The following is a 26,155-nucleotide window of genomic DNA, read 5'->3' as shown; positions in this document are numbered from 1 at the left end:
TAGCCCCGGCACTGCGCGTCGGTCAATTACGAGCGGCCGCCCTTGCGGCCCGACTCGTGTGGCATGTCCTTGCCAGAGGACTGGCCGCCCTTGCGTCCGGCTTCGGAAGCCTTTTCTTTATCATTGGCGAAGTTGCCTGGGTTCTTGTTACCGCCCTGGCTGCCTTGTTGGTTGCCGGTACGGCTGTTGTCTTTAGTGGCCATGGTGTTCAAACCTCGTATGACTTCGGGATGCACGGCAGGCTGCCGTACACAGGTTGGGAGTTCGGCGATATCGAGGGATTCGGTTTATTGCGAAGGGTTCGGACCGGTGGCATTAAATAAGCGGCAACGCCATATTTGGTGCGCCTGTCAGTCGTGCGGCGGGTTATCCAGATGGGCTTGGCGGCGGCCCAGCCAGCTGCCGGTCGCAGCCCAGCCCAAGGCAATCACGGCGCCGATCAGCATCGCCAGTTGCGGGTGCTCACCCATTACGTCCAGCGCACGCTTGATCCAGCCGCTGAGGGCATCGCCGCCTCGATAGACCACCGTGTCAATGAAGTTCTTGGCCTTGTACTTGTCCTCGGCGGGCAGCACGGTGAACAGCATCTCCCGCCCTGGCCGCACCAACGCGTACTCGCCGGCCCGGCGCACCACCATCACCACCACGAAAACCGCGAACACCGGGGCCAGTGCCAGCCACAGGAAACCTGCAGCCATTACCAGCGGCACCGCCACCAGCAACACCCCCACGCCCAAGCGCCGGGCCAGGCGCCCGGTGAGGAATACCTGAGTGAGGATGGCCATAGCCTGCACCACCGTGTCGATCAGGCCGAAGACCTGGGTTTGCCGGGTGCGATCGGTGAAGGTTTCACTGACGATGCGCGCCTGCTCGAAATACAGGAAGGTGCTGACGCTGGCCAGCAACACCACGAACAGGGCGATGCCTAGCAGATACGGGGAACGCAGCACGGCGGTAGCGCCGGCAAACGGGTTGCCACCCAAGGGCCGCGAGCCCGCCCGCTCGGCCTGTTCTGGTAGTGGGTGGCGCAGTCGCCAGCGTTGCAGGAACAGCGCGGCACCGATACTGCCCAGCAGCAACACTGCCGCCAGCACCAGCAGCCCGGAATGGCCCAGCGGGGCCACCAGCAAGGTGCCAAGGATCGGGCCACTGAGCCCGCCCAGGCTGGCCCCGGCGGCCAGTAGGCCGAACAGGCGCTTGCCCTGCGCAGTGGAAAACAGGTCGGCGAGCACGCTCCAGGCCAGTGAAATGGTCAGCAGGTTGAAAACCGATAGCCAGATGTAGAAGGCTCTGGCGGTCCAGAGATCGTCCGGGTTGCCGGCAAACAGCGCCGCGAACAGCAACAGGTTGCTGGCAAAGAAACCGTAGGTCCAAGGCAGGATATACCTGCGCTGCACCCTGGACGCCAGCCAGCCAAATAGCGGCAGGCAGGCCAGTGTGGCGATGAAGGTGCCGGTGAATAGCCATTGCAGGTTGTCTACCCCACCGGCGACGCCCATGGTTTCTCGCACCGGGCGCAGCATGAAGTAGCCGGTGAACAGCAGGTAGAACAGCAGCAGGCCGGCGATTACTGCTGGCCCCTCGCCGGGCTGAATGTTCAGCCCTTGGTCCAGGCGCCGCCGCCAGCCTTGCATGATGTCAGCCAAACTGCTTGATCAGCGCCTGTTGCTGCGCCTGGGTGAGCATGGGTTCTTGTCCGGCCTTGAGCTGGTCGAGCTGGCGGTCGGGGCGGCCGGTGGCGGGGATTACCGTGGTCACCGCCGGGTGGCTGATGGCGAACTTGAGAAACAGCTGCGCCCAGCTGCCAATGCCTGCCTCTGCGGCCCAGCCGGGTAACGCCTGGCCTTTGACCTTGGCAAACAGGCGACCATCGTCGAAGGCCCGGTTGATCAGCACCGCAACGCCCTTGTCCTGGCACAGCGGCAGCAGTTCGCGGGCGGCATCGGGGGCATTGACCGAGTAGTTGATCTGGATGAAGTCCAGCGGCTCGCTGCGCACGATACGGGCAACTTCGTTCTGCCCACTGTTCAGGTAGTGGGTGATGCCCACATAACGGGTCAGGCCCTGCTGCTTGAGTTCGCGTGCATAAGGCAGTTGGGTCTGCCAGTCACGCAGGTTGTGGATCTGCAGCAGGTCGACCTTGTCGGTACGCAGGCTCTTCAGGCTACCGGCCCATTGCGCTTCGGCGTCGGCCCGGCTGTCGGCGGCGATCTTGGTGGCAATGAAGCATTGCCGGTGCCAACCGCCCTCTTCCAGCAACTGGCCAAGAATGCTGTCGGCACCGCCGTAGTTGGGGGACGTGTCGATCACCCGGCCGCCCCCTTCGAAAAACGCCTTGAGCACCGCCTTCAACTGCTGATACTGGGCCGAGTCGGGTTCTACCTCGAAACTGCCAGAGGTACCGGCACCGATCACCGGCAGCGCTTCACCGGTGGACGGTATCTTGCGAGTCAGCAAACCCGCCGGGGCGGCGGCGTGCAGCCAGGGGCTGGCAGCGGCCAGCAACCCCAACGTGGCACCTGCGCGTAGGACGTCACGACGTGCGTACATGGAAAAGCTCCCGTCATGAAGCGGAAACTTTCAAGGCTAGCCGCTTCATACGATGCCGGCAGGTGTTTCTGTATCTGAATGTTTAGTGATCAGGCCCGCAGCAATTGGCCCAGGTCAACAGCCGTGTCGCCCATCGGCGGGCACCAGTAATAGCCGCCGGTCAGTGGCCGGCTGAAGCGGTACAGGCCGTCAATGATGCCGTCCTCCAGGCCGCTCATGCGCCGCAGCTGTACTTCGAACGCATCGAAGCTGTGGCCCAGGGCAACAAAGGCCAAGCCGGCGCCACGCTGGTCAGCCCAGGCAACGGAGCGACGGACCATGAACGCTTCCGGCTCAAAGCTTTCCTGGGCGGTGCGCTTGACGTGCGCGGACTCGGGGGCGTCGTCGAGCTCTTCGTTATCGCTCAGGCGGCGGCCGATGATGTTGTCCTGGTCAGCCTGGGACAGCGACTTGAAGTACTCCAGGTCGTGCTTCCACAGCTGGAACGCGGCAAAGCTGGAACCATCGGCAGCAATGGCCGCCTGCACGGCGTCTTCATCCACCGGGTTTTCGGTGCCGTCTTCATAGCCCGTCAGGTCATGGCCACCACGGTGCAGGAAGCCATCGACACTGTCGGCCAGGCGCAAGGCCGGTGCCAATGCCTGCTCCAGGGCCTGGGCACGCAGCAACAGCTCACCGCGCTCGTTACCGCGCAGCCATAGCCACAGGGCGTGCTGGGTACTCGGGTTCTCCACGGCAGCATCCAGCAGCGGGAAAGCTCGCAGGCCTGGTACTTCGCGGCCCAGGGCCTTGGCCAGCGGGGCACCGACGCCCAGAATCAGTTGGTCGCCATCGACCTGCGGCAGCAAGGTGTCCAGAGCGGCAAACAGCGCCTCGGGCGACTGCAGGGTGAAAAACAGGTGACGGGCATGGGCCGGCACCGGGGTGGCAAGCAGCCCTTTCTGGAACGGCATGACAGGCTAATCCTCGGATAAAAGCGGCATGCTACTGCGCCTGCAGGCCTGCTGCAATGCGGCATGCAGCCTCTCCAATCACCGCGGCTGGTAACAAACGGTTACCAATAGCTGGCCCTTTGCAATTAGCTATCAATCAGGCTCAACCTACACTGCTCGAGATCCTTCGCCCGAGAGACTGCCATGACTGCCTCGCCCTTGCTAACCGCCTTTCTGCCGCTTGCCTTGGGCATCATCATGCTCGGCCTCGGGCTGTCGCTGACCCTGGCCGACTTCGCTCGCGTGGTGAAGTACCCCAAGCCAGTGGTGGTAGGCCTTGCCTGCCAGATTCTGCTGCTTCCGCTGGTGTGCTTCCTGATCGCCAACGGCTTTGGCCTGGAGTCGGCCCTGGCGGTGGGGCTGATGCTGCTGGCCGCTTCGCCGGGTGGCACCACGGCCAACCTGTTCAGCCATCTGGCCCATGGCGATGTGGCGTTGAACATCACCCTCACGGCCGTCAACTCGCTGATCGCGATTTTGACCATGCCGTTGCTGGTGAACTTGTCGCTGAGCTGGTTCATGGCCTCGGACCAGGCCATTCCACTGCAGTTTGCCAAGGTCTTGCAGGTATTTGCGATTGTCCTGCTGCCGGTCGCCCTGGGTATGCTGATTCGCCGTTACGCCCCTGCTTTTGCCACACGCATGCAGAAGCCTATGAAACTGGTGGCGGCACTGTTCCTGGCCTTTACCATTGTCCTGGCGCTGGCCAAGGATTGGCAGACTGTGGTCGAGTACGCTCCGGTGGTGGGCCTGGCTGCGCTGTTGTTCAACCTGCTGAGCCTGGCCGTGGGCTACTGGGTGCCGCGCCTGTTGAACATTCCCAAGCGTCAGGCAATTGCCATCGGCATGGAGATTGGTATTCACAACGGCACGCTGGCGATTGCCTTGGCACTGAGCCCTTCATTGCTGAACAACCCGACCATGGCGGTGCCAGCGGCGCTGTACAGCCTGATCATGTTCTTCACGGCGGCGGGGTTTGGCTGGTGGGTCAGCCGCGGGCATGTGGCGGCAGAGCCCAAAGGGGAAACGGTGAATTGAAGCGGCCCGATCAAGTTGTCACTGCGCACTGCGCTTCCTGCGCAATTGCTGCTTCAACACCTTCAACGGCGGCGCATAGAAAAACCCGAACGACACACTCCCCGTGCGCCCCTTCACCGCGTGGTGCAACTGGTGCGCACGGTGCAGGCGCTTGAGGTAGCGGTTGACCGGCCGCGGTGCGCGCGGCCAATGCCGGTGAAAGAAGCCGTCGTGGGCCACGACATACAACATGCCGTACCCCGCCACCCCGCCACCAATCCACTGCAAAGGGGCATAACCACTCTTGCCCAGGGCGACCAGCGCTGTGGCGATCAGCCCCAGCGCCACCAGGTACAGGTCGTTGGTTTCGAGCATGCCCAGGTGTGGCTCATGGTGCGAGCGGTGCAGCCACCAGCCCCAGCCATGCATGATGTACTTGTGAGCCAGCGTGCCAACGCCCTCCATAGCCACCAGGGTGCCGAACAATACGGCGAGATTGAACAGCATGGAACGGTCCGGTGGATGGCAAAGAGAGGCGCAAGGGTACCGGCTGCCCAGGTTTTTTTCCATGCGGGCGTGACGGGTTGCAGGCCACTCACGGATGAAGCCATTGTCATGTTTTCACCCTTGACCTGCTCTGCCGCGCGGCGTATGGTCCGCGACGCAATTTTGCCTTCCTCAACAGGAGACCTGCCTTGGACAGTAGCCCCAGTCGCTTGCGACAGGCCCACGTGGCGCGCTAGCCCGGCAGTGTCCTGCACTGTCTGGCCGCTCTGGCAAGACGGTGGTTTCCTGTAACCCCCGCTTCGTCTCCCCTCCTCGTGGTCCTGCGCATTTTTCTGGTTTTTCAACCACGCCAACTGATGGCGTTCATGCGGGCGTGTGCCTGCGGAAGAGGTTTGCTATGGATTGGAAAGTATTTCTGCTGCGCGTCAGCATTGCCCTGCTACTCGGAGCACTGATCGGTGCCGAACGGCAATTGCGCCAACGCCTGACCGGGCTGCGCACCAATGCGCTGGTAAGTACCGGTGCCTGTCTGTTCGTGCTGATGACCCAGGCGGTGCCAGGCATGGCGCCTGCCGATGCGTCGCGCGTCGCCGCCTATGTCGTGTCGGGCATCGGCTTTCTCGGTGGCGGTGTGATCATGCGCGATGGTTTCAACGTGCGTGGCCTGAACACCGCGGCCACCTTGTGGTGCACGGCTGCGGTCGGCGTGCTGTGCAGCTTGGGGCTGTTGCTGGAGGCAGCATTGGGTAGCCTGGTGGTGCTATGCGCCAATATCCTGTTGCGTGACATCGCCCAGCGCCTGGACCGTCAGGACGTGGTGCCGGCCAGCGAAGTGGAACAGCACTTCGAAGTGCGCATCGTCTGCCGCGCCGAGGACGAAATCCAGGTGCGCAGCCTGATGCTGCATAGCCTGGGCGATCCGCAGCTGCGCTTGCAGTCACTGCAGAGCGAAGACCTGGACAGCCCTGCGCGCCTGGAAGTGCGCGCCGAACTGCTGGGCACCGCACAGGCACCAGCGCAACTGGAGCGGCTTGTCAGCCGGGTCAGCCTGGAAAAAGGGGTAAGCTCGGTACGCTGGCAATTACAGCCGCAGGTGTTGGCGGCGGACTAGAACGACTGGAGTGATTCATGCTTATCCGCCCTACCCTTGAACACGATGTTCAATCCCTGCCGGACATCGAGCGTTCCGCAGCCCAGGCTTTTGTCGGTTGGCCGGCACTGGCCTGGCTGGCGGAGGGTGACGTGATGGATTGCGCTGAACACAGGGCTTTCGTCGAGGCGGGTGGTAGCTGGGTGGCTGAGGATCCCGCTGGGCGCATTGTGGGGTTTGCATGTGCCCGGCTTGTGGGCCAGGCACTGCACCTTCATGAGATATCGGTGCGCCATGAGGCGCAAGGGCAAGGTGTCGGGCGCCGATTGCTACAGCAGGTGGAAAATGCCGCGCGCTTCACCGGTGTGCGCGAGCTGACGTTGACCACCTTTGTCGATGTGCCCTGGAATGCGCCGTTTTATGCACGGTTCGGGTTTGAAATTATCGATGAGGGGCTGCTGGGCGAACGACTCCGGGGCATTCTTGCCAGTGAGCACGCTCACGGTCTGCAAGGGCGATGTGCAATGCGGCTCTGCCTTGCTCGTTAGCCGTTGGGGGCGCAAAGCCAGATCACGTATCCACGCCCAGCACCACACTCCCCGCCACGCAATACCTGTCGCGCCCCAGCTGTTTGGCCTGGTACAACGCCCGATCTGCCGCCGCGACCAGCGCCTCGGCAGTCACGCCCTCCCGCGCCAGGTCGCCCACTGCGATCCCCGCACTGAACGATACCCGTCCCAACGGGCTGGCCGCATGCTCCAGCATCTGCCGGCGTAACAGTTGCTGCAGCTCCTGCACCAGCGCCTCTGCCCCACGGCCATCGGTGTCGGGCAACAACAGCGTGAACTCCTCGCCACCATAACGCACAGCCAGGTCGGCCGGCCGCTTCAAGGCCTGTTTCAGCACCTCGGCAAAGCGCCGCAGGCACTGGTCGCCTGCGGGGTGACCGTAGTGGTCGTTATAGGGTTTGAAGTAATCCAGGTCGAGCATGACCAGCGCCAGCGAATACCCTTGGCGGCGAGCCCGGCGCAGCTCTGATTCGAACACCGCATCCAGCCGGCGTCGGTTACCCAGCCCGGTCAGGCTGTCGGTCAAGGCCAGCGCTTTCAGTGTCTGATGTGCCTGGAGCAGCGCTCGCTCTATGGCAATGCGCTCGCGCAACTGGCGCAGCACCACAGCTGCGAACGCGGCCAGCCCGACCAGTAACAGCAACAGTACCGCCACCGATTTGATTGCATCATGCCGCCAGGGCGCGATGATCGATTCACGCGACAAGCCCGCCTCCACTACCAGCGGGTAGCTGGACAACGCGCGATAGCCATACAGCCGCGGCGTGCCATCGATCACCGCGACCGCCTCGGCTACACCTTCTGCGGCATACGGCAAGTGATTACGGAAGATCTCGCTATTGGCCAGGCTGCGGCCTACCACTTGTGCCACGAACGGGCGCCGTACCAGGATGGTCCCGTCACGCTTGGCCAGCACCAGGGCACCGCGTTCGTCGATCTTGAAGTCGCCGTAATAGCGCACGAACCATTCCACTTTGATGGTGCCCAGCAATACACCGGCGAAGCTGCCGTCGGCATATTCCAGGCGCCTTGAAATAGGAATGATCAGATCGCCGGTCGAACGGCTGCGTACCACCGAACCGATACGTACACCCCGGTCGGTGTGGTTGCGATGGTAAGCAAAGTAGTCGCGGTCGGCGTTATTGGCGTTGGGCGGGATTGCCGGCTGATCGGTAACGATCCAGCTACCGTCCGGGCCGTAAACGAACAGCCCGTGCAGTTGCGGCATGATGCTTTTGTGCTGCACCAGCAAGGCATGCAGGCGCGGCCGGTCGATGTGCTCGAAACCGTCGCCTTCCAGGCGTTCGGCCAAGGCAGCGGTAATGGCGTCAACCTGGCGGATAGCGTCCTCGGCATGCTGCGCCGTGGCCCGGGCCAGGTTGCTGACCATGTTCTCGGCATTGCTGTAGGCGTATCGGTAGTCACGCCAGATGCGCCAGCCTTCCACCAGCACAAATGCCAGCATCACTACCAACATGAACGCCAGTACCAGGCGGAACAGCGCCACGGCGCGGCCCTCGCCTGTTAGCGCGAAAAGTCCTTCGTCATCCTGTTTCCTGGCTGCGCACATTGGAGTCCCTGGCCATACCGCGTTCGCCGCCTTTCACTATAGTTCAGCGTCGTACAGACAAACCGGCGGCGAAAAAGATTAAACCTTTGCCTCACCCTCACCCTCAACTGTACGCGACACTGAGGTCGCGCCACGGTTTAAGGAGTGAAGCATGAGCAATCTCTTCATCAAGCGCGTTGGTTTCTCCATGGTGTTGGGCCTGGCATCGGTGCACGCACTGGCGGCGAGCTCCGACGACTTCGTCGATGCGGCCACCGAGGCCGGCATTGCTGAAGTGGTCACCGGCAACCTGGCCAAGGAAAAAAGCCAGAATGCCGAGATCAAGACCTTCGCCCAGCAAATGATCACTGACCACACCCAGGCCAACCAGAAACTCGGCGACATTGCCCGCAAGCTGGACATTTCCGTTCCGGACGAGGCAGCCATGACCGACAAGGTCAAGAAAATGATCCTGGAATGGCGTGATGAATCGTTCGACAAGTCGTACCTCAACAACCAGGTCGACGCTCACGAAAAAGCGGTGGAACTGTTCAAGAAAGAGGCTGCATCGTCCGACAAGGCCGAGCTGAAGGCCTTTGCCAGCGAAACCCTGCCCAAACTCGAACAGCACCTGGAGCATGCCAAGGCGCTTCAGGCCAAGCACGCCAAGTGAGGCCCGCCATGAGTAACGATGCATTGAAAACCGAAGTGCTTACCCGCCTGCTGCATGCGCACCCTGAAGGGCTGGGCAAGGAAGTGCTGGACAACTACCGCGGTGAGAAAGCTGTGGCCGGCATGCTGAAGACATTGCAGGAAGCCGGCCTGATCCACGACGGCAGCGTGGTAGTGGGTAGTGACCACCAGATCAGCGTGCACTACCCGATCAAGCTGTCGGCGTCGGGGGTCGAAGCAGCGCGCAAAGCCGAAGCCTGAATACTCGCCCGTCGGGCCATAAGGCTGCTCTTACGGTAAACCTGCTAGCTCAGTGAGCTAGCAGGGCGCCGTTGGAGCGCTGGGCATAGCCGCACTCACCTGTCCTTTTCAATGTCTCTGGGCGCCTTGGCCGGCCCTTGCGGGTCCACCTGTGGGTCGTCGACATCCGGGGAATCAGGGTCGAAACCAAGGTCGTCCGGTTTATCCGCCTGCTCCGTCGAGTGAGGCCCCTCTTTGCGTACTGGCTCAGAATCATGCATGGCGTTTTCTCCCGTGAGTGTCAAAGGAAGAACACGCCAGCCACGGAAAGTTTGATTAATCTGCAACGGGTGCCAGCTGTGCGCGACATTGCGCCAGCGCCTCGTCCCGGTCCTTCAACTGTTCCTCAAAGCGCTGCAATTGCCGCGCTTGTTCGGTGCACAGGTCTCGTCTGGCCTCCAGGCTCTGCGCCTGCACATCCAGCTGACGGCGCATTTCCTCGCTGGCGCCTTGAGCCTGGGCCAGGATCGTGCGCAAGCCCTGGATCTGCGCATCGCGTTGTTCCAGCAACTCGTCCTGCGCCCGGCACTCGCTGGCCGCCTGGCGGTGTTCGCCCAGCAAGCGCTCGTTGTCGCGGTGCAGGCGGGTCAGTTCATCCTGCTTGACGATCATGCCCTGCTGCAACTGGCGCACTTCCACCTGCATGTGCTGCAACTGCGCTTCGTGGCGGCGCTGCTCCTGCTCGCGCTGCTCACGGCTGGCATTGCGGTAGTGCTCCAGAGCATCGCGGGCATGGCGATGCTTGTCTTCCAGCGATTTGACCTGTTCGTCCTTGTCAGCCAGACGCACCTGCATTTCGCCCAGTGACTGGTTGAGGCTGGCACTGCGCAGCTGCTCGGCCTGCAGGGTGCTTTGTGTGGACAGCAGCTTTTCTGTCTCGGCGGCCAATGCCGCTGCATCGATCTTGTGTTGCTGATGCGCTGCAGCCAGCGCCTGCTGGGCAATCTCCAGCTGCGCTTCAAGCGTTTCCCGCTGTTGAGTGAAGGTGCTTTCGGCCTGCTCGATCGTCAGGTCGGCCTCGTCCTGCAACTGGGTTGCCAGTTGCCCGACCAGGCGGCTCAGCACATCGCTCAGCGCCGCGCCGCCTTCGGAAGCCACCGGCTGCTGGCCGTTCAACTCCTTCAGGTAACGGTGAATGGTGGTCTTGGAGCCGGTATTACCCAGCTCGATACGTATGGCATCGATGCTGGGGTTCTCGCCCCGGGCTATCAGTGCCTGACGCGCCTGCTGCACTACCACCTTGTTAATACCGCCCCGGGCCATGCTTGCTCCTACGATTTTGTACTGTGTTATGTACCATGTAATTACGTACTAATTATGGCGATATCCAATCGCTCCTGCAAACAGTTCCTGACATGGAATAATCACGGCTTATCGCATGTGATAAGTAAAATACTGTTGTTTTCGACGTTGGCAGCCGTACGGAACCTGCAGGCGCACAACCTTGTGCCGGTTACGCTTTGCCGCCACCATGGGCGTCCAGCACTGATCACCGACAGAAAATGAACCTGCAAAACTACAAGGCAATCGCCGACAGCATCGCCCTGCTGCTGTACCCGCACGCCGAAGTCATCCTCCATGACCTGCGCAGCCAGACGGTAGTGCACATCGCCAACAACTTCTCCCAGCGCAAGCTGGGCGATGATTCGGCGATCGATCACGAATTGGGCGATGTGCTTGACGGCGCCAACCTGGGCCCGTACGAGAAGCTCAACTGGAACGGCCAGAAGGTCCGGTCTATCAGTACCGTCCTGCGCAACGCAGAGGGCGAAGCCGAGCACCTGATGTGCATCAATCTGAACGTGTCGGTACTGGAACAAGCCCGTGTGGCACTCGATGCGTTCTTCCAGATGGGCCGGCTGGTACCGCAACCTGACTCGTTGTTCCGCAACGACTGGCAGGAACGTATCAACACCTTCCTGCATGCGTGGCTGCAAGCGCGCAACCTTTCGCTGCAGACACTGCAGATGAAGGACAAGCGCAGCCTCGTGCAGGCACTGCACGCCGAAGGCGCGTTCGAAGGGCGAAGTGGTGCTGACTATGTCGCCAACGTGCTGAGCATGGGCCGGGCCACCGTGTACAAGTACCTGAAAGAGCTGAAGACCTAGCGCGCCCTTGACCGACAGAACATCGCCACCGGCTCTGCTCGCGCACTTGTCTACCATGGATAATTATTCTACCGTAGACAGATATTCCATATGCGGAGCGCAGCATGCCAGTCTTTACAGCTTCCCCGACCTTTGCCGACAGCCCTTACCTCGATGCACTGTACGAATCCATCAAGGAAGCACACAGCGCACTGCGCCCAGCCGTCAGCATTACACCGCTCACCTACAGCGCCCGGTTGTCGGCATTGAGCGGCTGCGAAGTCTTGCTGAAATGCGAACACCTGCAGCACACGGGGTCATTCAAGTTCCGTGGCGCCAGCAACAAGATCCGCCTGCTACCGACCGAAGCACGCAAGCGCGGGGTAATCGCTGCCTCTTCCGGCAACCACGGGCAGGCACTTGCACTGGCCGGCAAAACGGCTGGCGTGCCAGTGACTGTCTACACCGCCATCTCCGCCTCGCCATACAAACTGCAGGCGATGCGTGCGCTGGGCGCCGAAGTGCTTTGCCTGCCCACGGACCCGCTAAGTGCAGAGCTGGAGGCAGCCAGGCAAGCCAAGGCTCAGGGTGTACCGTTCGTGTCCCCCTACAACGACCTGCAAGTCATTGCCGGCCAGGGCACCATCGGCATGGAGTTGTTCGAGCAGGCACCCGACCTGGACGCGGTGTTTGTCGCCGTGGGCGGTGGTGGGATGATTGCCGGCATCGCTGCCGCCCTGCGCGTACTCAAGCCGGGTACCGAGATAATCGGCTGCTGGCCGGCGAATGACCCTGCACTGGAGCAATCCCTCAAGGCCGGAGAGATTGTCGAGGTGGACGCCCGCGAAACGCTGTCGGACGGCACAGCTGGCGGCGTCGAGCCCGGCGCCATCACCTTGCCACTGTGCCAGGCGTTGCTCACCGATACCGTACTGGTCAGCGAAGACGAAATTCGCGCCGCCATGCGCGATATCGCCAGCAATGAACGCTGGATCATCGAAGGCGCTGCAGCGGTTGCGGTCGCCGGCATGCAAAAGCTCGCCGAGCGCTATCAGGGCAAGCGTGTCGCAGTGATCCTGTGCGGCCGTAACATCGTGCTGGAAAAATTCCTCGAGGCCGTGCAATGAAAGTCTTCAGCAAGGCGCAGATCACCGCCAGCTTCAACCCGGAGCTGGCGGTTAGCCTGCTGGAAGAAGGCTTCATCGCCTACTCCAACGGCAAGGTCCAGGTACCGCCCGTGCAGGCCTTCGCATTTCACGCGGCGAACGGTGACTGCTGCGTGAAATCGGCCTACATCGAAGGCAGCCCTACCTTCACCGCCAAGCTTTCCACCGGTTTTTATGACAACCCTTCCAAGGGCCTGCCGAGCAACGATGGCCTGATGCTGGTGCTCTCGGCGCTCACCGGGCAGCCGCTGGCACTGCTGCAGGACCAGGGCTGGCTGACCGCCATGCGCACCGCGCTGGCCGGGCGTATCGCTGCCCGGCTGCTGGCACCGGCCGAGGTCAAGGCCATTGGCATCCTCGGCACCGGCATGCAGGCGCAGATGCAGCTTGAACAGCTGCGCGCCGTTACCGATTGCCGCCAGGTCATTGTCTGGGGCCGGCATGAAAACGGGCTTGCGGCCTATGCAGCATTTGCCCGTGAACTGGGCTTTGAGGTTCGCACCACACGGGATGCGGCAGAGGTCGCGGGCGCGGCAAACCTGATTGTCTGCACCACCCCTTCCCGCCAGGCGCTGCTGCACAGCGAGTGGGTCCAACCGGGTACGCATATCACCGCCGTCGGCGCCGATGCGCCCGGCAAGCAGGAGCTGGACCCGGCACTGGTGGCCAGCGCAGACCGCATCATCGTCGACTCGGTCGCCCAGTGCAGCCAGTACGGCGAAGTGGCTCACGCGCTCGAGAGCGGTCAGCTACACGCGAACCAGCTGATCGAGCTGGGTACGCTGTTGACCGGCCGCGCCAAAGGGCGCGAGCACGACGACCAGATCACCCTGGCAGACCTGACCGGCGTGGCTGTGCAGGATGCTCAAGTGGCGAGCTGCGCCCTGGCTGCACTGAGCACCTGAGCCCATAGCGAAGTCAGAGCAAACGCTGCACCTGCGCCGGCGTACGCTGCATCAGCACCTTGCCATTGCGTACTGACACCAGTGCATGCCCCTGGGTACGGACCATTTCGTAATCATCAGGCGCCGACAACAGCAACAGGTTCGCCGGCCGCCCCACCTCGATGCCGTAGCGCTCGCCCAGGTTCAAGGTACGGGCGCTGTTATCGGTGATCAGGTCAAGGCAACGCTGCAGGTCTTCGTAGCCGAGCATGTGGCAGATGTGCAGGCCGGCTTCAAGAATGCGCAGGATGTTGCCATTGCCCAACGGGTACCACGGGTCGACGATGGAATCCTGGCCAAAGCACACGTTCATCCCGGCACGGTCGATCTCGGCAACACGGGTGACGCCACGGCGTTTGGGGTAGTTGTCAAAACGCCCTTGCAGGTGAATGCTCTCGGTCGGGCACGACACGAAGTTGATGCCCGACAGCTTGAGCAGGCGGAACAGCTTGTAGCAGTAGGCATTGTCATACGAGCCCATGGCCACGGTATGGCTGGCCGTCACCCGGGCACCCATGCCGCGCGCCCGGGCCTCTTCGGCCAACACTTCAAGAAAACGTGATTGCGGGTCATCGGTCTCGTCGCAGTGCACGTCCACCAGGCAACCGGTACGCTCGGCCAGGTCCATCAGGAACTTCACCGACGACACCCCCTGGTCGCGGGTGTTCTCGAAATGCGGAATGCCGCCGACCACATCGGCGCCGATGGCCACCGCTTCGGTCATCAGCGCCCGGCCGTTGGCGTACGACTCGATCCCCTCCTGCGGGAAGGCGACAATCTGCAGGTCGACCAGTTCGCGTACTTCGTCACGCACTTCGACCATTGCCTTGAGCGCGGTGAGTTTCGGGTCGGTCACATCGACGTGGGTACGCACATGCTGGATTCCGTGGTCCACCAGCATGCCGATGGTCTTTTTCGCGCGTGCCTTGATGTCTTCATGGGTGGTGATTTCCTTGCGCTCGGCCCAGCATTCGATGCCTTCGAACAGGGTACCGCTCATGTTCCACCGGGGCTCGCCGGCAGTCAGTGTGGCGTCGAGGTGGATATGCGGTTCGACAAAGGGCGCCACCACCAGGTTTTGCCCTGCGTCCAGGTCATGGGCGGCAACGGGCGCCACCACCTCGGTCTGCGGCACGATGGAGGCAATGCGCTCGCCGTTCAGTTCGATGCGGAACAGGCCAGGCTTGCCGCGCAGCCGTGCGTTGATGATGTTCATGCTGTTACTCCTTGCCGTGGGCTTCGCTCATGCGCCATACCAGCATGGCGACCGAAGCATTCATGCGAAAAAGCGGGTCATCAATGGACTGCCCGCTCAGTTGTTCGATGCGCTGGATGCGCTGATTGATGGTGTTGCGGTGCAGCCCTAGCCGCTGTGCGGCCTTGAGCCCGTTGCCGTTTGCCATGAGCAAGGCATCGAGGGTGTGCACCAGAGCATTGGCCTGCTTGCGGCCAGGGGCGATCAACGGGCCGAGCGTACGGCTGACGAAATCGTCGATCAGCGAGCGGTCGACGATGCCTTGCAGCAGGCGCAGCACGCCCAGTTCGCTGTAGTTGCAATAGCCGTTGGCTGGGCGCAGGTGCTGCGCGACGTCCAAGGCCTGACGAGCCTCGTTGAGGGCCTGGCGATAGTGCGCGCAATCGTCGGCGACGCTCGACAGACCCATGTGCAAACTCAGTTCACCCGTTGTGGCCTGCAGCTGCCGGTAAAGCGCAGCCAACGTCTCGGGCAGGTCGTGTGTATCGGCCAGCAGCACCACGAACAGATCACCCGGCAGCTGCGCGGTAACGCTGCCTGGCCGTTGGCGGCACCAGGCTTCGAGCTGGTCTTCCAGGGCCTGCCGGGTAGCTTGCCAGGTACGCTCGCCGTGGGCCAGCCCGTGGCGCTCGAACAAACCGTCCACGCCCGCCAGGCGCAAAGCCAGCAAGCGACGCGGCTCGTCCAGTGCCAGCTGCAGGTGCGTTGCGCGCTGCCGGGCAATGGCCAGGCTCGGGTAGTCGCCCGTGAGCAGTTGGCCAAGGATATCGTGACGCGCGCGGCGTACCTGGCTCATCTGCACCAACGCCGTGCCGATCAGGTGGGTAACCACCACCATCTTCAGCGCGTAGGGCTGCTCGATCAGCGGCAGGCCAAGTTGCTCGGCTCGTGCGATGACAGACGCCGGGACGCTCTGGATAAAACTGCCGCCAGTGAGGATCACCATGCCGGCGATGCCCACGGCGTCGCCGTCTTCCAGCAGGCTCAACAGGTTGGCCTCGCCGCGCGGGTGGTTGATACCGGTAACGAACACCAGTTCACCGCCCATTACCCATTCAGCGATGCCTTCGTTTTCCGCCACATACGGCCAGCGCACCCGACGCTGAAGGTTACGTGCCCCGGCCAGCACACGCATCTCGTGCAGGCCAGGCAAATGCAGGATCTCGTCCAGCGCCAGGCTCACGGCTCCACACCCGCCTGGCCCGGCGCCCGGCGGCGTGCGCCCAGTTCGAGCATGACGATGTAGCACAGGGCCGAGGCGCCTATACCCACCAGCGGAGCGACCCAGGGCGAGGCGTACGCCAGTACTGCGCCCACGGCATAGGCAAACAGCCCGGTGAGGTTGTAGCGTGGCAGGCTTGCGGTGCCCAGTGCCGGGTATTGGCCGCGGTGTCGATACCAGAAGTCAGCCATGATCACCCCGCCCACCGGTGGAATGATCGAGCCCAGCAGCACCAGGAACGGGATCAGCATTTCGTACATGCCACCAATCGCCAGCACAATGCCAACCCCGGCCGCCACCAGCGTTGCCGTGCGCCGGCGCTCACTGCGCAACAAATGGCAGGCGGCCGCCGACACGTTGTAGATGGTCGGCCCCTGAATGGTCCACAGGTTCAGGCACAGCATCACCACCGCCGCGAACGACAGGCCCTGCAGCATCATTACTTCGACAATATCGGCCTGCTGGTAAACCATCGCGCACCAGGCACCGGCCACCACCATCAGGCCGTTGCCAAGCAAAAATGCCACCACGCTGGCGATCACCGCCACCCGGCCGCTACGCGACAGCCGTGTCCAGTTGGTGGCTTGGGTGGCACCACTGGCGAAGGTGCCGAACACCATGGTCACTGCTGCCGAAAAAGTCATGGTCTCGTGCGGCACTACTGCAGCCAGGCCGGCAAAGCCACCGGCATCGCGGGTAGCGATGTACATCGACACCAACAGCAGCACGAACATCAATGGCACCGACACGCGCGACAGCACGTCCAGCCCCTTGAAGCCGATGATGGCAGTAATGCTGAAACCCAGCCCGAACAGCACCATCAACGGTACGCCGAAGCCTTCCGCCAACCCCAACAGCTTGACCAGCACGATGGCCACCGTGGCCGTACCCCAGGCGTACCAGCCCAGTTCAGCGAAACCCAGCAGAAAGTCCGAGAGCCGGCTACCTGCCTCACCGAAACAAAAACGCCCCATCAGTACGGTATTCAGCCCGCTGCGCGAAGCGATGAATGCCAACGCTGCGGCATACATCGCCAGCAGGCTGTTGCCGACGGTGGCCACCCACAACATGTCGACAAAATCGAAAGCCATGCCCAGCTTGCCGCCGGCGAACATCGTGCCGGTGAAAAAGGTAAAGCTGAACAAGACCATGGCAATCGGCAGCAGGCCCTTGCGGGCGGACTGCGGGGCTTCGCTGAGGGGGAATTCGCTGGGTGAGCTCATTGCACGGGGGCTCCGGGTGGTAGTTGGGAGCTGGAAGAGCAATATGCGGGCCGCTTTTTCTAGGGCCGGGACCCGGAATCAAATCGGGCAGGCAGCCCAGACATCAATGTGCACTGTGAACAGTAAAGTCGCTTTTATGCGCTGTGGAAGTGTGCTGAACGACTTATTTTGAGGCATTCATGCACCAAAGCGGGCTTGGGCTGGGTAGGAATCACCCAGTCGACCAAGCACTTTGGGCCTGCTGCGCAGCCCATCGCCGGCAAGCCGGGCTCCCACAGAGACCGCGCAATGATTGAAGGGTTGCACCGTACCTGTGGGAGCCCGGCTTGCCGGCGATGGGGCGCAAAGCGGCCCCGGGGGGGCTACGCCACCCCGTCCAGGCCCATCTGCCAGAAGTCCGCCTCCAGGCTGGATGCCTGGCCAAAGATCCCCACCAACTCGGCAAACCGCTGCTCGGTCATGCTCCGCGCTGCCAGCTCATCCAGGTGCTTGCGCGCTGCGGCCGCCACCCCCTGGTAGCCTTCACCGGCATACTCACCAATCCACTCGCGGTACGGGTGGTTGCTCAAGTCGCCAATGCGCTCGGCCAAGGCCCGGCCGATCTCCGCATAGCCGATCACGCAAGGCGCCAGCGCCACATGCAGCTCCAGCAGGTCACCGGCGGCGCCACAGTCCAGCACGTAACGGGTGTATGCCACCGTGGCCTGGTGCTCTGGCGCGGCCTCGATATCCGCCTGGGTCAGCCCCCAGCGCGCGCACAGGCGCAAGTGCAGGTCGGTTTCATCCAGAATCGCCGCCAACCCGGCCTGCGCCGCGCGGATATCGGCCGGGCGACGGCTCTTGTAGGCCGCCAGTGCCCAGGCGCGGGCGAACTGGATGAGGAACAGGTAATCCTGTACCAGGTAAGTGCGGAACGCTTCCTCGCTCAGCGTGCCCTCGCCCATCTGCCGTACGAAGTCATGGTCTACGTAGCTGTGCCACTGTTGGGTGGCTGCGGCCTTGAGGCGCTCGAAGATATCCATGCTCATTTGCCCTCCGGGTAGACGGCATCGAAGAAGGCCAGCTCCAGCGCAACGGTGCGCTGGTAGAAATCGCTTGCAAGTGCGGCTTCCTGCGGGCCGACACGGTCCAGCTCAGACTGCAGGAAGGCAACAAAGGCCTGGAATGCCGGGTTGTCGTGCAGGGTGATCCACTCGGCATGGACAAAATTGTCCGGCATCGGCTTGGGTGCCTTGAGCGCCCAGTCGAGGTAAAGGCCTTCGGCAACGTTGAGCACTGCCAGCGCCGCTGCATAGGAGCGGGTCGCTGCCGCTTCACGCATGATCGCCTTGAACCCTGCGGTTGGCACGGTATCGGCGGGTGCGCTGCGTTGTGCGGGGCTCACGTCCAGGGCCTCGAAGGCACGCAGGAAGTAGGTGTTCTCATCGCTGGAAATCATTCCGGCAAAGCGGCCGAAGCGCAGGCGCGCCTCGAACGTATCGGCGGTGGCAATGGCCGCACCCAGCAAGGTCAGGAAACTGTCGAGAAAGCGATGGTCCTGCACCAGGTAGTCGACCATGATCGGGTCCGGCAGGCTGCCGTCGCACAATTGGGTCACGAAACGGTGGCCAACGGCCGCCGACCAGGTCGGCTCGCTTTGGCGGCGCAGGGACTGGCTGAAACGTTCGGTCATGTTGCTGTCCTTGATGAAGGTGACAGCGAGACCTTGGCAGTTGACATGGACGGGCCTCGCAGTGAGGCCGGCAAAAAGGCAGGTTACAAGCCCCATCCCTTCGCCGGCATGATCCGGATCAGGTTCGAAGGGTCACCGCGCTGTAGCGTTCAGCGGTTTCTCAGCCCTTTACCGGGCTCCCCTTGGTGGCGAACAGGTATACCCCAGCGCGCTGGGGGTGTCACGCCCCAATCCACCCAATCTGTGGGCATTGGGCCCCCGCTAGTGGGGACTTATACCCATTCTTGACGCCCCGTCATCATGCGCACATCAGGCGCCACAAGGATTTGTTTAACAAAGCATTACTGAGAGATCTGTTGGCACAGCCGTTGCTCAGGGCCTTTTACCGGGCAAAACGCCATTGATGGCTTTAAGCCATACAGCCGCGAGCGAGGCACAAGGCAATGAAAACACCTGCCGTGATACACCCCACAAGGCACGCATTCCAGCTGTCTTGCGTCACTGCGCTGATGGTCAGCCTCGGACTGATCACGGCCATGGCCTCACCCATGGATGACAACAGCCAACCGTCGCCGACCGACCCATCGGCCTATACCAACCAGCCGGACGACCCTGCCCCGGCCCTGCTCAACCTGAACACCTTGCCCGAAGCCAACCAGGGCTCGCTTGAACTGATCAATGGCGCATACGGCGACCGCGATACGGTGCGTATCGACAACGTGCTGCCGCCCGCCCTCCAAACCTCGGACAGGTACCCCACCAACGGCAAACCCAGCCCGTTGTTCGGCGCGCAGCCCTTTACCCAGCAATTGCTGCTGTTCGAAGAGTTCGGACCAGAGAAGCTCGACCCGACCACGCCGGCGCCAGAGCTGACCTTCCCGGTCCCCACCCTCGGCGCGGCCCCCGCGCAAGACCCCAACGTAGTGGCGCGCAGCGGGCCAAGCGGCACGGCACTTGAAGCGTTCCTCAAGCAACCCGGCCTGTACCCGTTCCCGACCCAGTACGCCAATGTGCTGGACCGCAACCCCTGGAAGGCGCAGATCGAGATGTTCCTCAACCGCCAGCCGGTCGGTTCGCCTGCCGAAGGCCGGCCACCAGGGAAAGGCTGGTCGCACCAGCGCTGGAACGAGTTCTACCCGCAGGCGGCGTTCAAGACTGCGCAGGCCGGCGCGCGCATCAACCTCGGCCTGCGTGACCGCAAACAGCTGCACAACTATGCGGTTGGCGAGTTCGCACCCGGCGGCCTTTACTACCAGACCTCCGACATCCCGACCACGCTGGGCACCACCAAGGGCATCGACACGCGCTTTCACCCGAACATGCCCTTGCAGAACCATAAATCACTGTGGACATTCGACGGCACCTTCCCGGCCAAGCTGCTGATGGTGCGCTACGGTCAGCCGATCCTGATGCGCCATTACAACGCCTTGCCTATCGACCCCTCTGCCAACGGCGGCTTTGGCCTGCACACCATCTCGACCCACGAGCATAATGGCCACTCCCCGGCTGAGAGCGATGGTTTTGCCAACGCTTACTTCTTCCCCGGCCAGTACTACGACTACCGGTGGCCGGTGCAACTGGCCGGCTACGACACCATCAACACCCGTGCCCAGGATCCGCGTGCGGCCTTCCCTTGCTCGCCGGGTGAAACCCTGTTCGTCAACGACGGCACACCGGGCCTGAAAACCTGCCAGAACGGCAGCATCAAGATCCGCGGTGACTGGCGTGAAACCATGAGCACCCACTGGTTCCACGACCACATGATGGATTTCACGGCGCAGAACGTCTACAAGGGCAACGCCGTGATGATGAACTACTACAGCGCCCTGGACCGCGGTAACGAGGCCCTGCAGGATGGCGTAAACCTGCGTTTCCCCAGCGGCACGGGCATGCCGTGGGGCAACCGTGACTATGATGTTAACCTGATGATTGCCGACAAGGCCTGGGATGCCAACGGCCAGCTGTGGTTCAACCCGTTCAACACCGATGGCTTCCTCGGCGACCAGATTCTGGTCAACTGGCAGTACCAGCCCAAGCTCAAGGTTCGCGCGCGCAGCTACCGCTTCCGTATCCTCAACGGCTCGGTATCGCGCTACTTCAAGTTTGCCGTGGTGCGGGAAATTGCCGGTACCAGCGGTGAGTTCAAAGGCCCGTCCGGTTCCAACCTTTCATATGCGCGGGTGCCGTTCCACATGATTGCCAACGACGGCAACATCATGGAACACGCCGTGCCATTCGACGGCACCCTGGACCTCAACGGCGACGGCAGCCTGCAGGACAACAATGGCATCCTGCCGCTGCAAGGCATCGCCGAGCGCTACGACATCATCATCAACTTTGCCAAGAACGGCATCAAGGCGGGCGACAAGCTGTACTTCGTCAACCTGGAGGAGCACCGCACCGGCAAAGGCCCGGAAGGTACCATTGCGTTGGCCGACGTACTGTCGGAAAAATACAAGGCGGTGATCAAGCAGACCAGCAAGGGCCCGCAGTGGGACAAAGGCGACCCTGCAGTCGGCAAGTTCCTGCAACTGCTGGTACAGCCTTACACCGGCCAGGACCTGAGCATGGACCCGGTGGCCTATGAGCCAGCCAAGCCAGGCAAGGCCGCAGGCCTGAAAATGCTGCCGCTGCCAATTGACCGCAACTCGGCCGCCGATTTGGCCAAAATCAAGAATGCCCGCCACCGCGAGTTCATCTTTGGCCGCTCCGACGGTACCGACACCAAGCCCTGGACCATCAAGACCGACGGCGCCTTCGGCTACAGCATGGACCCGCGACGCATCAGTGCCGCGCCGCAACTGGCCAACCAGTCCACCGACGGTGGTTTCAGTGGCGACGGCACCCTGGAAGTGTGGAAAATCGTCAACGGCGGCAATGGCTGGAGCCATCCGGTGCATGTGCACTTCGAAGAAGGCGTGATTCTCAGCCGCGACGGCAAGGCGCCACCAGAGTGGGAAAAATGGGCGCGTAAAGATGTGTACCGCATCGGCCCGGATGCCGACTCTTCGGAAGAGGTGGAAATGGCCATCCGCTTCCGCGAGTTCGCCGGTACCTACATGGAACACTGCCACAACACCCAGCACGAGGACTCGTCGATGCTGCTGCGCTGGGACATCGAGCACCCGGGGCAGTTCCAGGTGATGCCGACCCCGCTGCCAGGATGGGACGGCGTGCAGTACATGGCTTCGGTGGGCCTGCCGACCTTCCGCACCAAAGGCCATGACGACAACGACGACCCGGCCAACAAGCCACCCGTCGCGGCCAATGACAGTGCAGCCACTACCGCTGGCAAGCCGATCACCCTGAACGTGCTGGCCAACGACACCGACCCGGACGGCAACGTACCGCTGACCGTGACCGGCCTCAGCCAGCCAGACTCCGGCCAGGGTACCGTCAGCACCGACGGCACCACGGTGACCTACACCCCACCCGCCACGGTCGCCACGCCGTTCACTGCCAGCTTCAACTACACGGCGCGTGATGCCAAGGGTGCCGAGTCGCTAACCCCGGCCACGGTCAGCATCGCCGTAACCGCAGCGGCAGCGCTCGACCAGATCCAGGTCACCAGTGCCACGGTGCAGGTGCGCAGCGGCAACCGCTTCACCTGGGATGTGCAAGGGACCACCACGGTGGCCACGGGCAACAGCATCAGCGTGACAGCGGCCACCACCGGCGGCCCGGTAAGCCTGGGGAACGCCACGCTGACGGCCGCAACTACGGGCGCCCGCTGGCGGGTGTCTGTGACCACTACCGGCTTTGGCCCGGCCACACCAGCGACGGTCACGGTGAAGTCGGCGCTGGGCCAGACGGTGACTGCGCCAGTGAAATATCAGTGAGTGCACCGCTCCCACAGAAATCGCGCAGCTGCGGCTCTGTGAAGTTCCTGTGGGAGCGGGCGTGCCCGCGAAGGGCTGCACACCATCGAGGACCCTATCATGCCTGGCTCATGGCGTTTCCTGCTGGTACTCGCGGTATTTGCCGCCAGCATCCCGTTCTGGCCACTGCAGCCGCAACAACCTGTGGCCGAAAAAACCGCAAGCCCATGGGGCGCCGACTACTTTCCCAACATCCCCCTGCTCACCCAGGACGGCGACCAGCTGCATTTCTTCGACGACCTGATCAAGGACAAGGTCGTCGCCATCAACTTCATCTTCACCGGCTGCACTGACTCCTGCCCGGTGGAAACCGCGCGCTTGCGCCAGGTGCAAAAGATTCTGGGTGACCGGGTCGGCAAGGACATATTCCTCTATTCCATCAGCATCGACCCCTACAACGACACCCCCGTCACCCTGAAGCGCTACGCCGAAAAGTTCGGCATCGGCCCTGGCTGGACACTGCTCACCGGCGAGCCCGACGACATCGAGCAATTGCGCCGTAGCCTGGGTTTATGGATAGACGGCCTGGAAAACGGCCGCTCCAAAGACCACAACCTGAGCCTTATCATCGGCAACCAGGCCACCGGCCGCTGGATGAAGGCCTCGCCCTTCGAAAGCCCGTACATCCTCGCTGACCGGCTGGGCAACAGCTTGCACAACTGGAAGCAGGCCAGCGCCCTGAACAATGATTATGCCCAGGCCCCCGAAATACGTTCGCCCAGCAGTGGCGAGCAGATTTTCCGTACGCGTTGCTCTTCCTGCCACACCCTTGGCAACACCGAGCCAGGCCAGCCAGGTATCGGCCCCGACCTGCTGGGCGTGACCCGTCAGCGCGACGCCAGCTGGCTGACCCGCTGGCTGAAGGAGCCCGACCAGATGCTGGCCGAGAAAGACCCACTGGCCATGCTGCTGTATGAGCAATACAACCGCCTGGCCATGCCCAACATGCGCCTGGGAGATGCCGAAGTCAGCGCATTGATGAGCTATATCGAGGAAGAAACCGCGCGCCTGAAAACACCCGTCGCGAATAGGGAAAACCCTTAAAGGCGATTGGCCACTAGTCATCAGCCTGTCATCTCCTTGTCGTATTTTTTGAGCATCACCCAGGGTCGGGAACTATCAGCAGTGATACGCCGTTCGCTTTCATCCGCCAGCCTCCTGCGGCTGCTGATCCTGATGCTCGGTGCAGCCACCCTGGCCTTTCTCTGGGGGCTGCACATCACGCAGAAAGCCGCCGCCCGCCAGGACGCGCTGTCGGCCAAGGCCGCCGAGCACCTGAACCTGGCCAGCATCGTCGGTGAAAGCCTGCGCCAGTTGGTCGACCGCGCCCAGGCCGTTGGCCGGGTCACCCAGGACGACATGAAGGTGCTACGCCAGGGCAACTTCAGCCTGGCGCGGATACTGGCCGAGGACCCGGTGTTCAAGCGCATGAGCTTGTACGACCGGCAAGGGCGGCTGTTGTCAGCCAGCCATACCGACGAAGCTTCCGCACTGCCCGAAGACTGGTTACGCCAGCTGCAACGGCACGTTGCCCGCTATGGTTTCAAGCCCTTTCTGCCCAGCGTGCAGGCGCCGGACCAGCAGGCCACCCTGCCCAACTGGCGCCTGCCGTTTCTGCTGCCGTTGACCGACCTGCCAGGCCGCGAAATCGAAAGCATCCTGGTAGTGCAGCTGGACATCGGCTACCTGGCGGTGCTGTTCCAGCATATCGACCTGGGCAGCAGCGGGCTGGTGCGCCTGCTGCAGGATGACGGGCTGGAGCGGCTGCGCATAGACACCAGCGGCGTGGTGGAGGCCGGCGACGGGTTGCAGCCTGAACTGCCGGATACCGGCAGCGACGCGGGCATGCTGACCCAATACGCGGCCGGCGACGCGTACCAGAGCCTGTACCGACATGTGCCAGAGCGCGGGTTCAGCGTAGTGGTCAGCCAACGCCAGGATGAAATTCTCGCGCCTTCGACCCTGGCCTATTCCCGACAATTCTGGTTGAACCTGAGCATGACGCTGATGATCATCGCCAGCCTGCTGTGGACCTTGCGTCTGCTGCGCAAGCGACAGGAGGCCTTCAGCGCACTGGAACATGCCCAGCAGGTCAACCAGCAGCTTATCGGCCGCCTTGAGGACGAACACCGGCGCAGCAGCCATGCTGCCGCCACCGACCACCTCAGCGGGCTGCACAACCGCCGCCAGTTCGTCGAGGTGGCCGGCCAGGCGCTGACCCGCCAGCGTGGCAAGCGCCGGTTGATGGCGATACTGTTCATCGACATGGACCGCTTCAAGTCGATCAACGATTCCCTCGGGCACAAGATCGGTGATCTGCTGCTGCAGGCCGTGGCCGGGCGCATCCAGCGTTTGCTGGAGCCCGGTGACGAGGCTTCGCGCTTTGGCGGCGACGAATTCGTGGTGTTGCTGGCGGGCGAGCGCAGCGAAGACCAGATCAATGCCTGGGTCCGTGAATTGGTCCAGCGCTTGTCGGCCACTTATGCCCTTGACGGCCAAGAGGTCAACACCAGCCCGAGTGTGGGCGTGAGCATCTGCCCACGCGACGGCCAGGACATCGACAGCCTGATCCGCAGTGCCGATGCCGCAATGTATTCGGCCAAGCAGGCCGGGCGGGCCCAGTACCGCTTCTTCGACCCCTCGCTGAACCTGGCCGACATCCAGGCCTTCACCCTTGAACAGGCATTCGGCAGCGCCTTGGCCGAGCGCCAGTTCGTGCTGCACTACCAACCGCAGATCCGCCTCGACACCCAGCAGGTGCTGGGCTACGAAGCGCTGGTGCGCTGGGATCACCCTGAGTTCGGCCTGCTGTACCCGGACCGCTTCATCGACCTGGCAGAGCGCAGCGGCTTTATTGTCGACCTGGGCTGGGAAGTATTGCGCCTGGCCTGTGAGGCCTTGGCGGGTTGGGACGCCCAGGGCCGGGAAACGCGGTTGGCCGTGAATGTATCCGCCCTGCAACTGCGCCAAGGGGACTTCGCCATGCGGCTGCTGAACGAACTGCTACGGTATGCCATCGCCCCGCCGCGGCTGGAGCTGGAAATTACCGAAACCACCATCCTCGATCCCGAAGGTACGGCAGTGGCGCACCTTCACACGCTGCGCCGCGCGGGCCTGGGCATCAGCCTGGATGATTTCGGCCGTGGCTACGCCGGCTTCGCCCATCTGCATTCGCTGCCATTGAGCAAGCTGAAGATCGACCGCTCGTTGATCGCGCCGCTGTCCAACAGCCCTGATGACAGCCCGATCGTGTCCTCCACCATTATCCTGGCCAAGCGCCTGGGCCTGGAAGTGGTCGCCGAAGGCGTGGAAACCCGCGAACAGGTGGTGTGCCTGAAGCTTGCCGGTTGTGATATTGCCCAGGGCTACCACTTCAGTCGGCCACTGTCGCCGGCGCAGTTGCGCGAGTACCCGCCGTTCAATGGTGTCGAGGAGAAAGCATGCGTGTAATGCGAACACTGG

The 26,155-nt window shown here is 62.7% G+C and carries 24 protein-coding genes and 1 riboswitch; of the genes, 11 read left to right on the top strand and 13 right to left on the bottom strand.

Features of this window, described 5'->3' with window-relative positions; translation table 11 throughout:
* Nucleotides 1-26 precede the first annotated feature (26 nt).
* The 4 genes from ABI582_RS22815 to ABI582_RS22800 form a co-directional block, all read right to left on the bottom strand.
* The gene (locus ABI582_RS22815) at nt 27-203 is read right to left on the bottom strand and encodes a general stress protein (protein ID WP_258651335.1); all 177 of its coding nucleotides are present in this window, start codon (nt 201-203) and stop codon (nt 27-29) included.
* A gap of 147 nt (nt 204-350) precedes the next feature.
* Nucleotides 351-1,634, bottom strand: coding sequence for an NTP/NDP exchange transporter (locus tag ABI582_RS22810; RefSeq protein ID WP_442120341.1), 1,284 nt, complete (start codon nt 1,632-1,634; stop codon nt 351-353).
* 4 nt (nt 1,635-1,638) lie between these two features.
* A complete protein-coding gene (locus ABI582_RS22805; RefSeq protein WP_442120340.1) occupies nt 1,639-2,550 on the bottom strand; it encodes an aldo/keto reductase in 912 nt (303 codons plus the stop codon).
* Between the two features lie 89 nt (nt 2,551-2,639).
* Nucleotides 2,640-3,503 (bottom strand): Dyp-type peroxidase, encoded by an 864-nt coding sequence (locus ABI582_RS22800; protein WP_442120339.1) that lies wholly within the window; start codon nt 3,501-3,503, stop codon nt 2,640-2,642.
* A 183-nt stretch (nt 3,504-3,686) separates the two neighbouring features.
* On the opposite strand from ABI582_RS22800, the gene ABI582_RS22795 reads away from it, so the two are divergent.
* Complete coding sequence (locus ABI582_RS22795) at nt 3,687-4,580, top strand: bile acid:sodium symporter family protein (protein ID WP_063424216.1); 894 nt, start codon at nt 3,687-3,689, stop codon at nt 4,578-4,580.
* A gap of 18 nt (nt 4,581-4,598) precedes the next feature.
* On the opposite strand, the gene ABI582_RS22790 is transcribed toward ABI582_RS22795, so the two are convergent.
* Nucleotides 4,599-5,066, bottom strand: coding sequence for a beta-carotene hydroxylase (locus ABI582_RS22790; protein ID WP_442120338.1), 468 nt, complete (start codon nt 5,064-5,066; stop codon nt 4,599-4,601).
* Nucleotides 5,067-5,463: 397 nt separating this feature from the next.
* On the opposite strand from ABI582_RS22790, the gene ABI582_RS22785 reads away from it, so the two are divergent.
* Entirely contained in the window at nt 5,464-6,177 is a 714-nt protein-coding gene (locus tag ABI582_RS22785) for an MgtC/SapB family protein (RefSeq protein WP_258911905.1), read from the top strand.
* A 17-nt stretch (nt 6,178-6,194) separates the two neighbouring features.
* The gene (locus ABI582_RS22780; protein ID WP_442120337.1) at nt 6,195-6,704 is read left to right on the top strand and encodes a GNAT family N-acetyltransferase; all 510 of its coding nucleotides are present in this window, start codon (nt 6,195-6,197) and stop codon (nt 6,702-6,704) included.
* Nucleotides 6,705-6,726: 22 nt separating this feature from the next.
* Here ABI582_RS22780 and ABI582_RS22775 read toward each other — a convergent pair whose 3' ends face one another.
* Nucleotides 6,727-8,295 (bottom strand): sensor domain-containing diguanylate cyclase, encoded by a 1,569-nt coding sequence (locus tag ABI582_RS22775; RefSeq protein WP_442120336.1) that lies wholly within the window; start codon nt 8,293-8,295, stop codon nt 6,727-6,729.
* A 151-nt stretch (nt 8,296-8,446) separates the two neighbouring features.
* On the opposite strand from ABI582_RS22775, the gene ABI582_RS22770 reads away from it, so the two are divergent.
* Nucleotides 8,447-8,947: a DUF4142 domain-containing protein gene (locus tag ABI582_RS22770; protein ID WP_338744012.1), complete on the top strand. Its 501-nt coding sequence runs from the start codon at nt 8,447-8,449 to the stop codon at nt 8,945-8,947.
* Between the two features lie 8 nt (nt 8,948-8,955).
* Complete coding sequence (locus ABI582_RS22765) at nt 8,956-9,207, top strand: hypothetical protein (RefSeq protein ID WP_063424211.1); 252 nt, start codon at nt 8,956-8,958, stop codon at nt 9,205-9,207.
* 95 nt (nt 9,208-9,302) lie between these two features.
* Here ABI582_RS22765 and ABI582_RS22760 read toward each other — a convergent pair whose 3' ends face one another.
* A complete protein-coding gene (locus tag ABI582_RS22760) occupies nt 9,303-9,467 on the bottom strand; it encodes a DUF6021 family protein (RefSeq protein WP_258911908.1) in 165 nt (54 codons plus the stop codon).
* A 55-nt stretch (nt 9,468-9,522) separates the two neighbouring features.
* Nucleotides 9,523-10,509: a DNA-binding protein gene (locus ABI582_RS22755; protein ID WP_442120335.1), complete on the bottom strand. Its 987-nt coding sequence runs from the start codon at nt 10,507-10,509 to the stop codon at nt 9,523-9,525.
* 239 nt (nt 10,510-10,748) lie between these two features.
* On the opposite strand from ABI582_RS22755, the gene ABI582_RS22750 reads away from it, so the two are divergent.
* The 3 genes from ABI582_RS22750 (at nt 10,749) to ABI582_RS22740 (ending at nt 13,404) form a co-directional block, all read left to right on the top strand.
* The gene (locus ABI582_RS22750; RefSeq protein ID WP_442120334.1) at nt 10,749-11,354 is read left to right on the top strand and encodes a helix-turn-helix transcriptional regulator; all 606 of its coding nucleotides are present in this window, start codon (nt 10,749-10,751) and stop codon (nt 11,352-11,354) included.
* A 104-nt stretch (nt 11,355-11,458) separates the two neighbouring features.
* Nucleotides 11,459-12,460, top strand: a complete 1,002-nt coding sequence (locus ABI582_RS22745) for a threonine/serine dehydratase (protein ID WP_442120333.1) — start codon at nt 11,459-11,461, stop codon at nt 12,458-12,460.
* On the top strand, nt 12,457-13,404 hold the full coding sequence (locus ABI582_RS22740) for an ornithine cyclodeaminase family protein (protein WP_442120332.1): 948 nt from the start codon (nt 12,457-12,459) through the stop codon (nt 13,402-13,404). Before ABI582_RS22745 ends, ABI582_RS22740 begins: the two co-directional genes overlap by 4 nt.
* A 13-nt stretch (nt 13,405-13,417) precedes the next feature.
* On the opposite strand, the gene codA is transcribed toward ABI582_RS22740, so the two are convergent.
* From codA to ABI582_RS22715, 5 genes are all read right to left on the bottom strand, one after another.
* Nucleotides 13,418-14,659 carry a cytosine deaminase gene (codA, locus tag ABI582_RS22735; RefSeq protein ID WP_442120331.1) on the bottom strand — a complete coding sequence of 414 codons (1,242 nt, stop codon included), beginning with the start codon at nt 14,657-14,659 and terminating at the stop codon, nt 13,418-13,420.
* Between the two features lie 4 nt (nt 14,660-14,663).
* Nucleotides 14,664-15,881, bottom strand: a complete 1,218-nt coding sequence (locus tag ABI582_RS22730; protein ID WP_442120330.1) for a PucR family transcriptional regulator — start codon at nt 15,879-15,881, stop codon at nt 14,664-14,666.
* Complete coding sequence (gene codB, locus ABI582_RS22725; protein WP_258651363.1) at nt 15,878-17,143, bottom strand: cytosine permease; 1,266 nt, start codon at nt 17,141-17,143, stop codon at nt 15,878-15,880. Before codB ends, ABI582_RS22730 begins: the two co-directional genes overlap by 4 nt.
* A gap of 362 nt (nt 17,144-17,505) precedes the next feature.
* Nucleotides 17,506-18,171, bottom strand: coding sequence for a thiaminase II (gene tenA / locus ABI582_RS22720; RefSeq protein WP_338744020.1), 666 nt, complete (start codon nt 18,169-18,171; stop codon nt 17,506-17,508).
* Nucleotides 18,168-18,815, bottom strand: a complete 648-nt coding sequence (locus tag ABI582_RS22715) for a TenA family protein (protein WP_442120329.1) — start codon at nt 18,813-18,815, stop codon at nt 18,168-18,170. The genes tenA and ABI582_RS22715 overlap by 4 nt, the downstream gene beginning before the upstream one ends.
* Nucleotides 18,816-18,893: 78 nt before the next feature.
* Nucleotides 18,894-19,008: riboswitch (TPP riboswitch) on the bottom strand.
* A 250-nt stretch (nt 19,009-19,258) separates the two neighbouring features.
* Here ABI582_RS22715 and ABI582_RS22710 point away from each other — a divergent pair.
* From ABI582_RS22710 to ABI582_RS22700, 3 genes are all read left to right on the top strand, one after another.
* Entirely contained in the window at nt 19,259-22,654 is a 3,396-nt protein-coding gene (locus ABI582_RS22710; RefSeq protein ID WP_442120328.1) for an Ig-like domain-containing protein, read from the top strand.
* A 99-nt stretch (nt 22,655-22,753) separates the two neighbouring features.
* On the top strand, nt 22,754-23,737 hold the full coding sequence (locus tag ABI582_RS22705) for an SCO family protein (RefSeq protein WP_442120327.1): 984 nt from the start codon (nt 22,754-22,756) through the stop codon (nt 23,735-23,737).
* A gap of 81 nt (nt 23,738-23,818) precedes the next feature.
* Nucleotides 23,819-26,143 carry a putative bifunctional diguanylate cyclase/phosphodiesterase gene (locus ABI582_RS22700; protein WP_442120326.1) on the top strand — a complete coding sequence of 775 codons (2,325 nt, stop codon included), beginning with the start codon at nt 23,819-23,821 and terminating at the stop codon, nt 26,141-26,143.
* The last annotated feature ends 12 nt before the right edge of the window (nt 26,144-26,155 follow it).

It is taken from the genome of Pseudomonas sp. SAS7, assembly GCF_052112345.1.
Taxonomy (GTDB): Bacteria; Pseudomonadota; Gammaproteobacteria; order Pseudomonadales; family Pseudomonadaceae; genus Aquipseudomonas; species Aquipseudomonas putida_Q.
This window is presented reverse-complemented; position numbering and strand designations above follow the sequence as displayed.

Bases quoted from the DNA above. Each gene is read 5' to 3' on its own strand.
- ABI582_RS22815 (WP_258651335.1), bottom strand. From the start codon at position 203: ATGGCCACTAAAGACAACAGCCGTACCGGCAACCAACAAGGCAGCCAG.
- ABI582_RS22810 (WP_442120341.1), bottom strand. From the start codon at position 1,634: ATGCAAGGCTGGCGGCGGCGCCTGGACCAAGGGCTGAACATTCAGCCC.
- ABI582_RS22805 (WP_442120340.1), bottom strand. From the start codon at position 2,550: ATGTACGCACGTCGTGACGTCCTACGCGCAGGTGCCACGTTGGGGTTG.
- ABI582_RS22800 (WP_442120339.1), bottom strand. From the start codon at position 3,503: ATGCCGTTCCAGAAAGGGCTGCTTGCCACCCCGGTGCCGGCCCATGCC.
- ABI582_RS22795 (WP_063424216.1), top strand. From the start codon at position 3,687: ATGACTGCCTCGCCCTTGCTAACCGCCTTTCTGCCGCTTGCCTTGGGC.
- ABI582_RS22790 (WP_442120338.1), bottom strand. From the start codon at position 5,066: ATGCTGTTCAATCTCGCCGTATTGTTCGGCACCCTGGTGGCTATGGAG.
- ABI582_RS22785 (WP_258911905.1), top strand. From the start codon at position 5,464: ATGGATTGGAAAGTATTTCTGCTGCGCGTCAGCATTGCCCTGCTACTC.
- ABI582_RS22780 (WP_442120337.1), top strand. From the start codon at position 6,195: ATGCTTATCCGCCCTACCCTTGAACACGATGTTCAATCCCTGCCGGAC.
- ABI582_RS22775 (WP_442120336.1), bottom strand. From the start codon at position 8,295: ATGTGCGCAGCCAGGAAACAGGATGACGAAGGACTTTTCGCGCTAACA.
- ABI582_RS22770 (WP_338744012.1), top strand. From the start codon at position 8,447: ATGAGCAATCTCTTCATCAAGCGCGTTGGTTTCTCCATGGTGTTGGGC.
- ABI582_RS22765 (WP_063424211.1), top strand. From the start codon at position 8,956: ATGAGTAACGATGCATTGAAAACCGAAGTGCTTACCCGCCTGCTGCAT.
- ABI582_RS22760 (WP_258911908.1), bottom strand. From the start codon at position 9,467: ATGCATGATTCTGAGCCAGTACGCAAAGAGGGGCCTCACTCGACGGAG.
- ABI582_RS22755 (WP_442120335.1), bottom strand. From the start codon at position 10,509: ATGGCCCGGGGCGGTATTAACAAGGTGGTAGTGCAGCAGGCGCGTCAG.
- ABI582_RS22750 (WP_442120334.1), top strand. From the start codon at position 10,749: ATGAACCTGCAAAACTACAAGGCAATCGCCGACAGCATCGCCCTGCTG.
- ABI582_RS22745 (WP_442120333.1), top strand. From the start codon at position 11,459: ATGCCAGTCTTTACAGCTTCCCCGACCTTTGCCGACAGCCCTTACCTC.
- ABI582_RS22740 (WP_442120332.1), top strand. From the start codon at position 12,457: ATGAAAGTCTTCAGCAAGGCGCAGATCACCGCCAGCTTCAACCCGGAG.
- codA (WP_442120331.1), bottom strand. From the start codon at position 14,659: ATGAACATCATCAACGCACGGCTGCGCGGCAAGCCTGGCCTGTTCCGC.
- codB (WP_258651363.1), bottom strand. From the start codon at position 17,143: ATGAGCTCACCCAGCGAATTCCCCCTCAGCGAAGCCCCGCAGTCCGCC.
- tenA (WP_338744020.1), bottom strand. From the start codon at position 18,171: ATGAGCATGGATATCTTCGAGCGCCTCAAGGCCGCAGCCACCCAACAG.
- ABI582_RS22715 (WP_442120329.1), bottom strand. From the start codon at position 18,815: ATGACCGAACGTTTCAGCCAGTCCCTGCGCCGCCAAAGCGAGCCGACC.
- ABI582_RS22710 (WP_442120328.1), top strand. From the start codon at position 19,259: ATGAAAACACCTGCCGTGATACACCCCACAAGGCACGCATTCCAGCTG.
- ABI582_RS22705 (WP_442120327.1), top strand. From the start codon at position 22,754: ATGCCTGGCTCATGGCGTTTCCTGCTGGTACTCGCGGTATTTGCCGCC.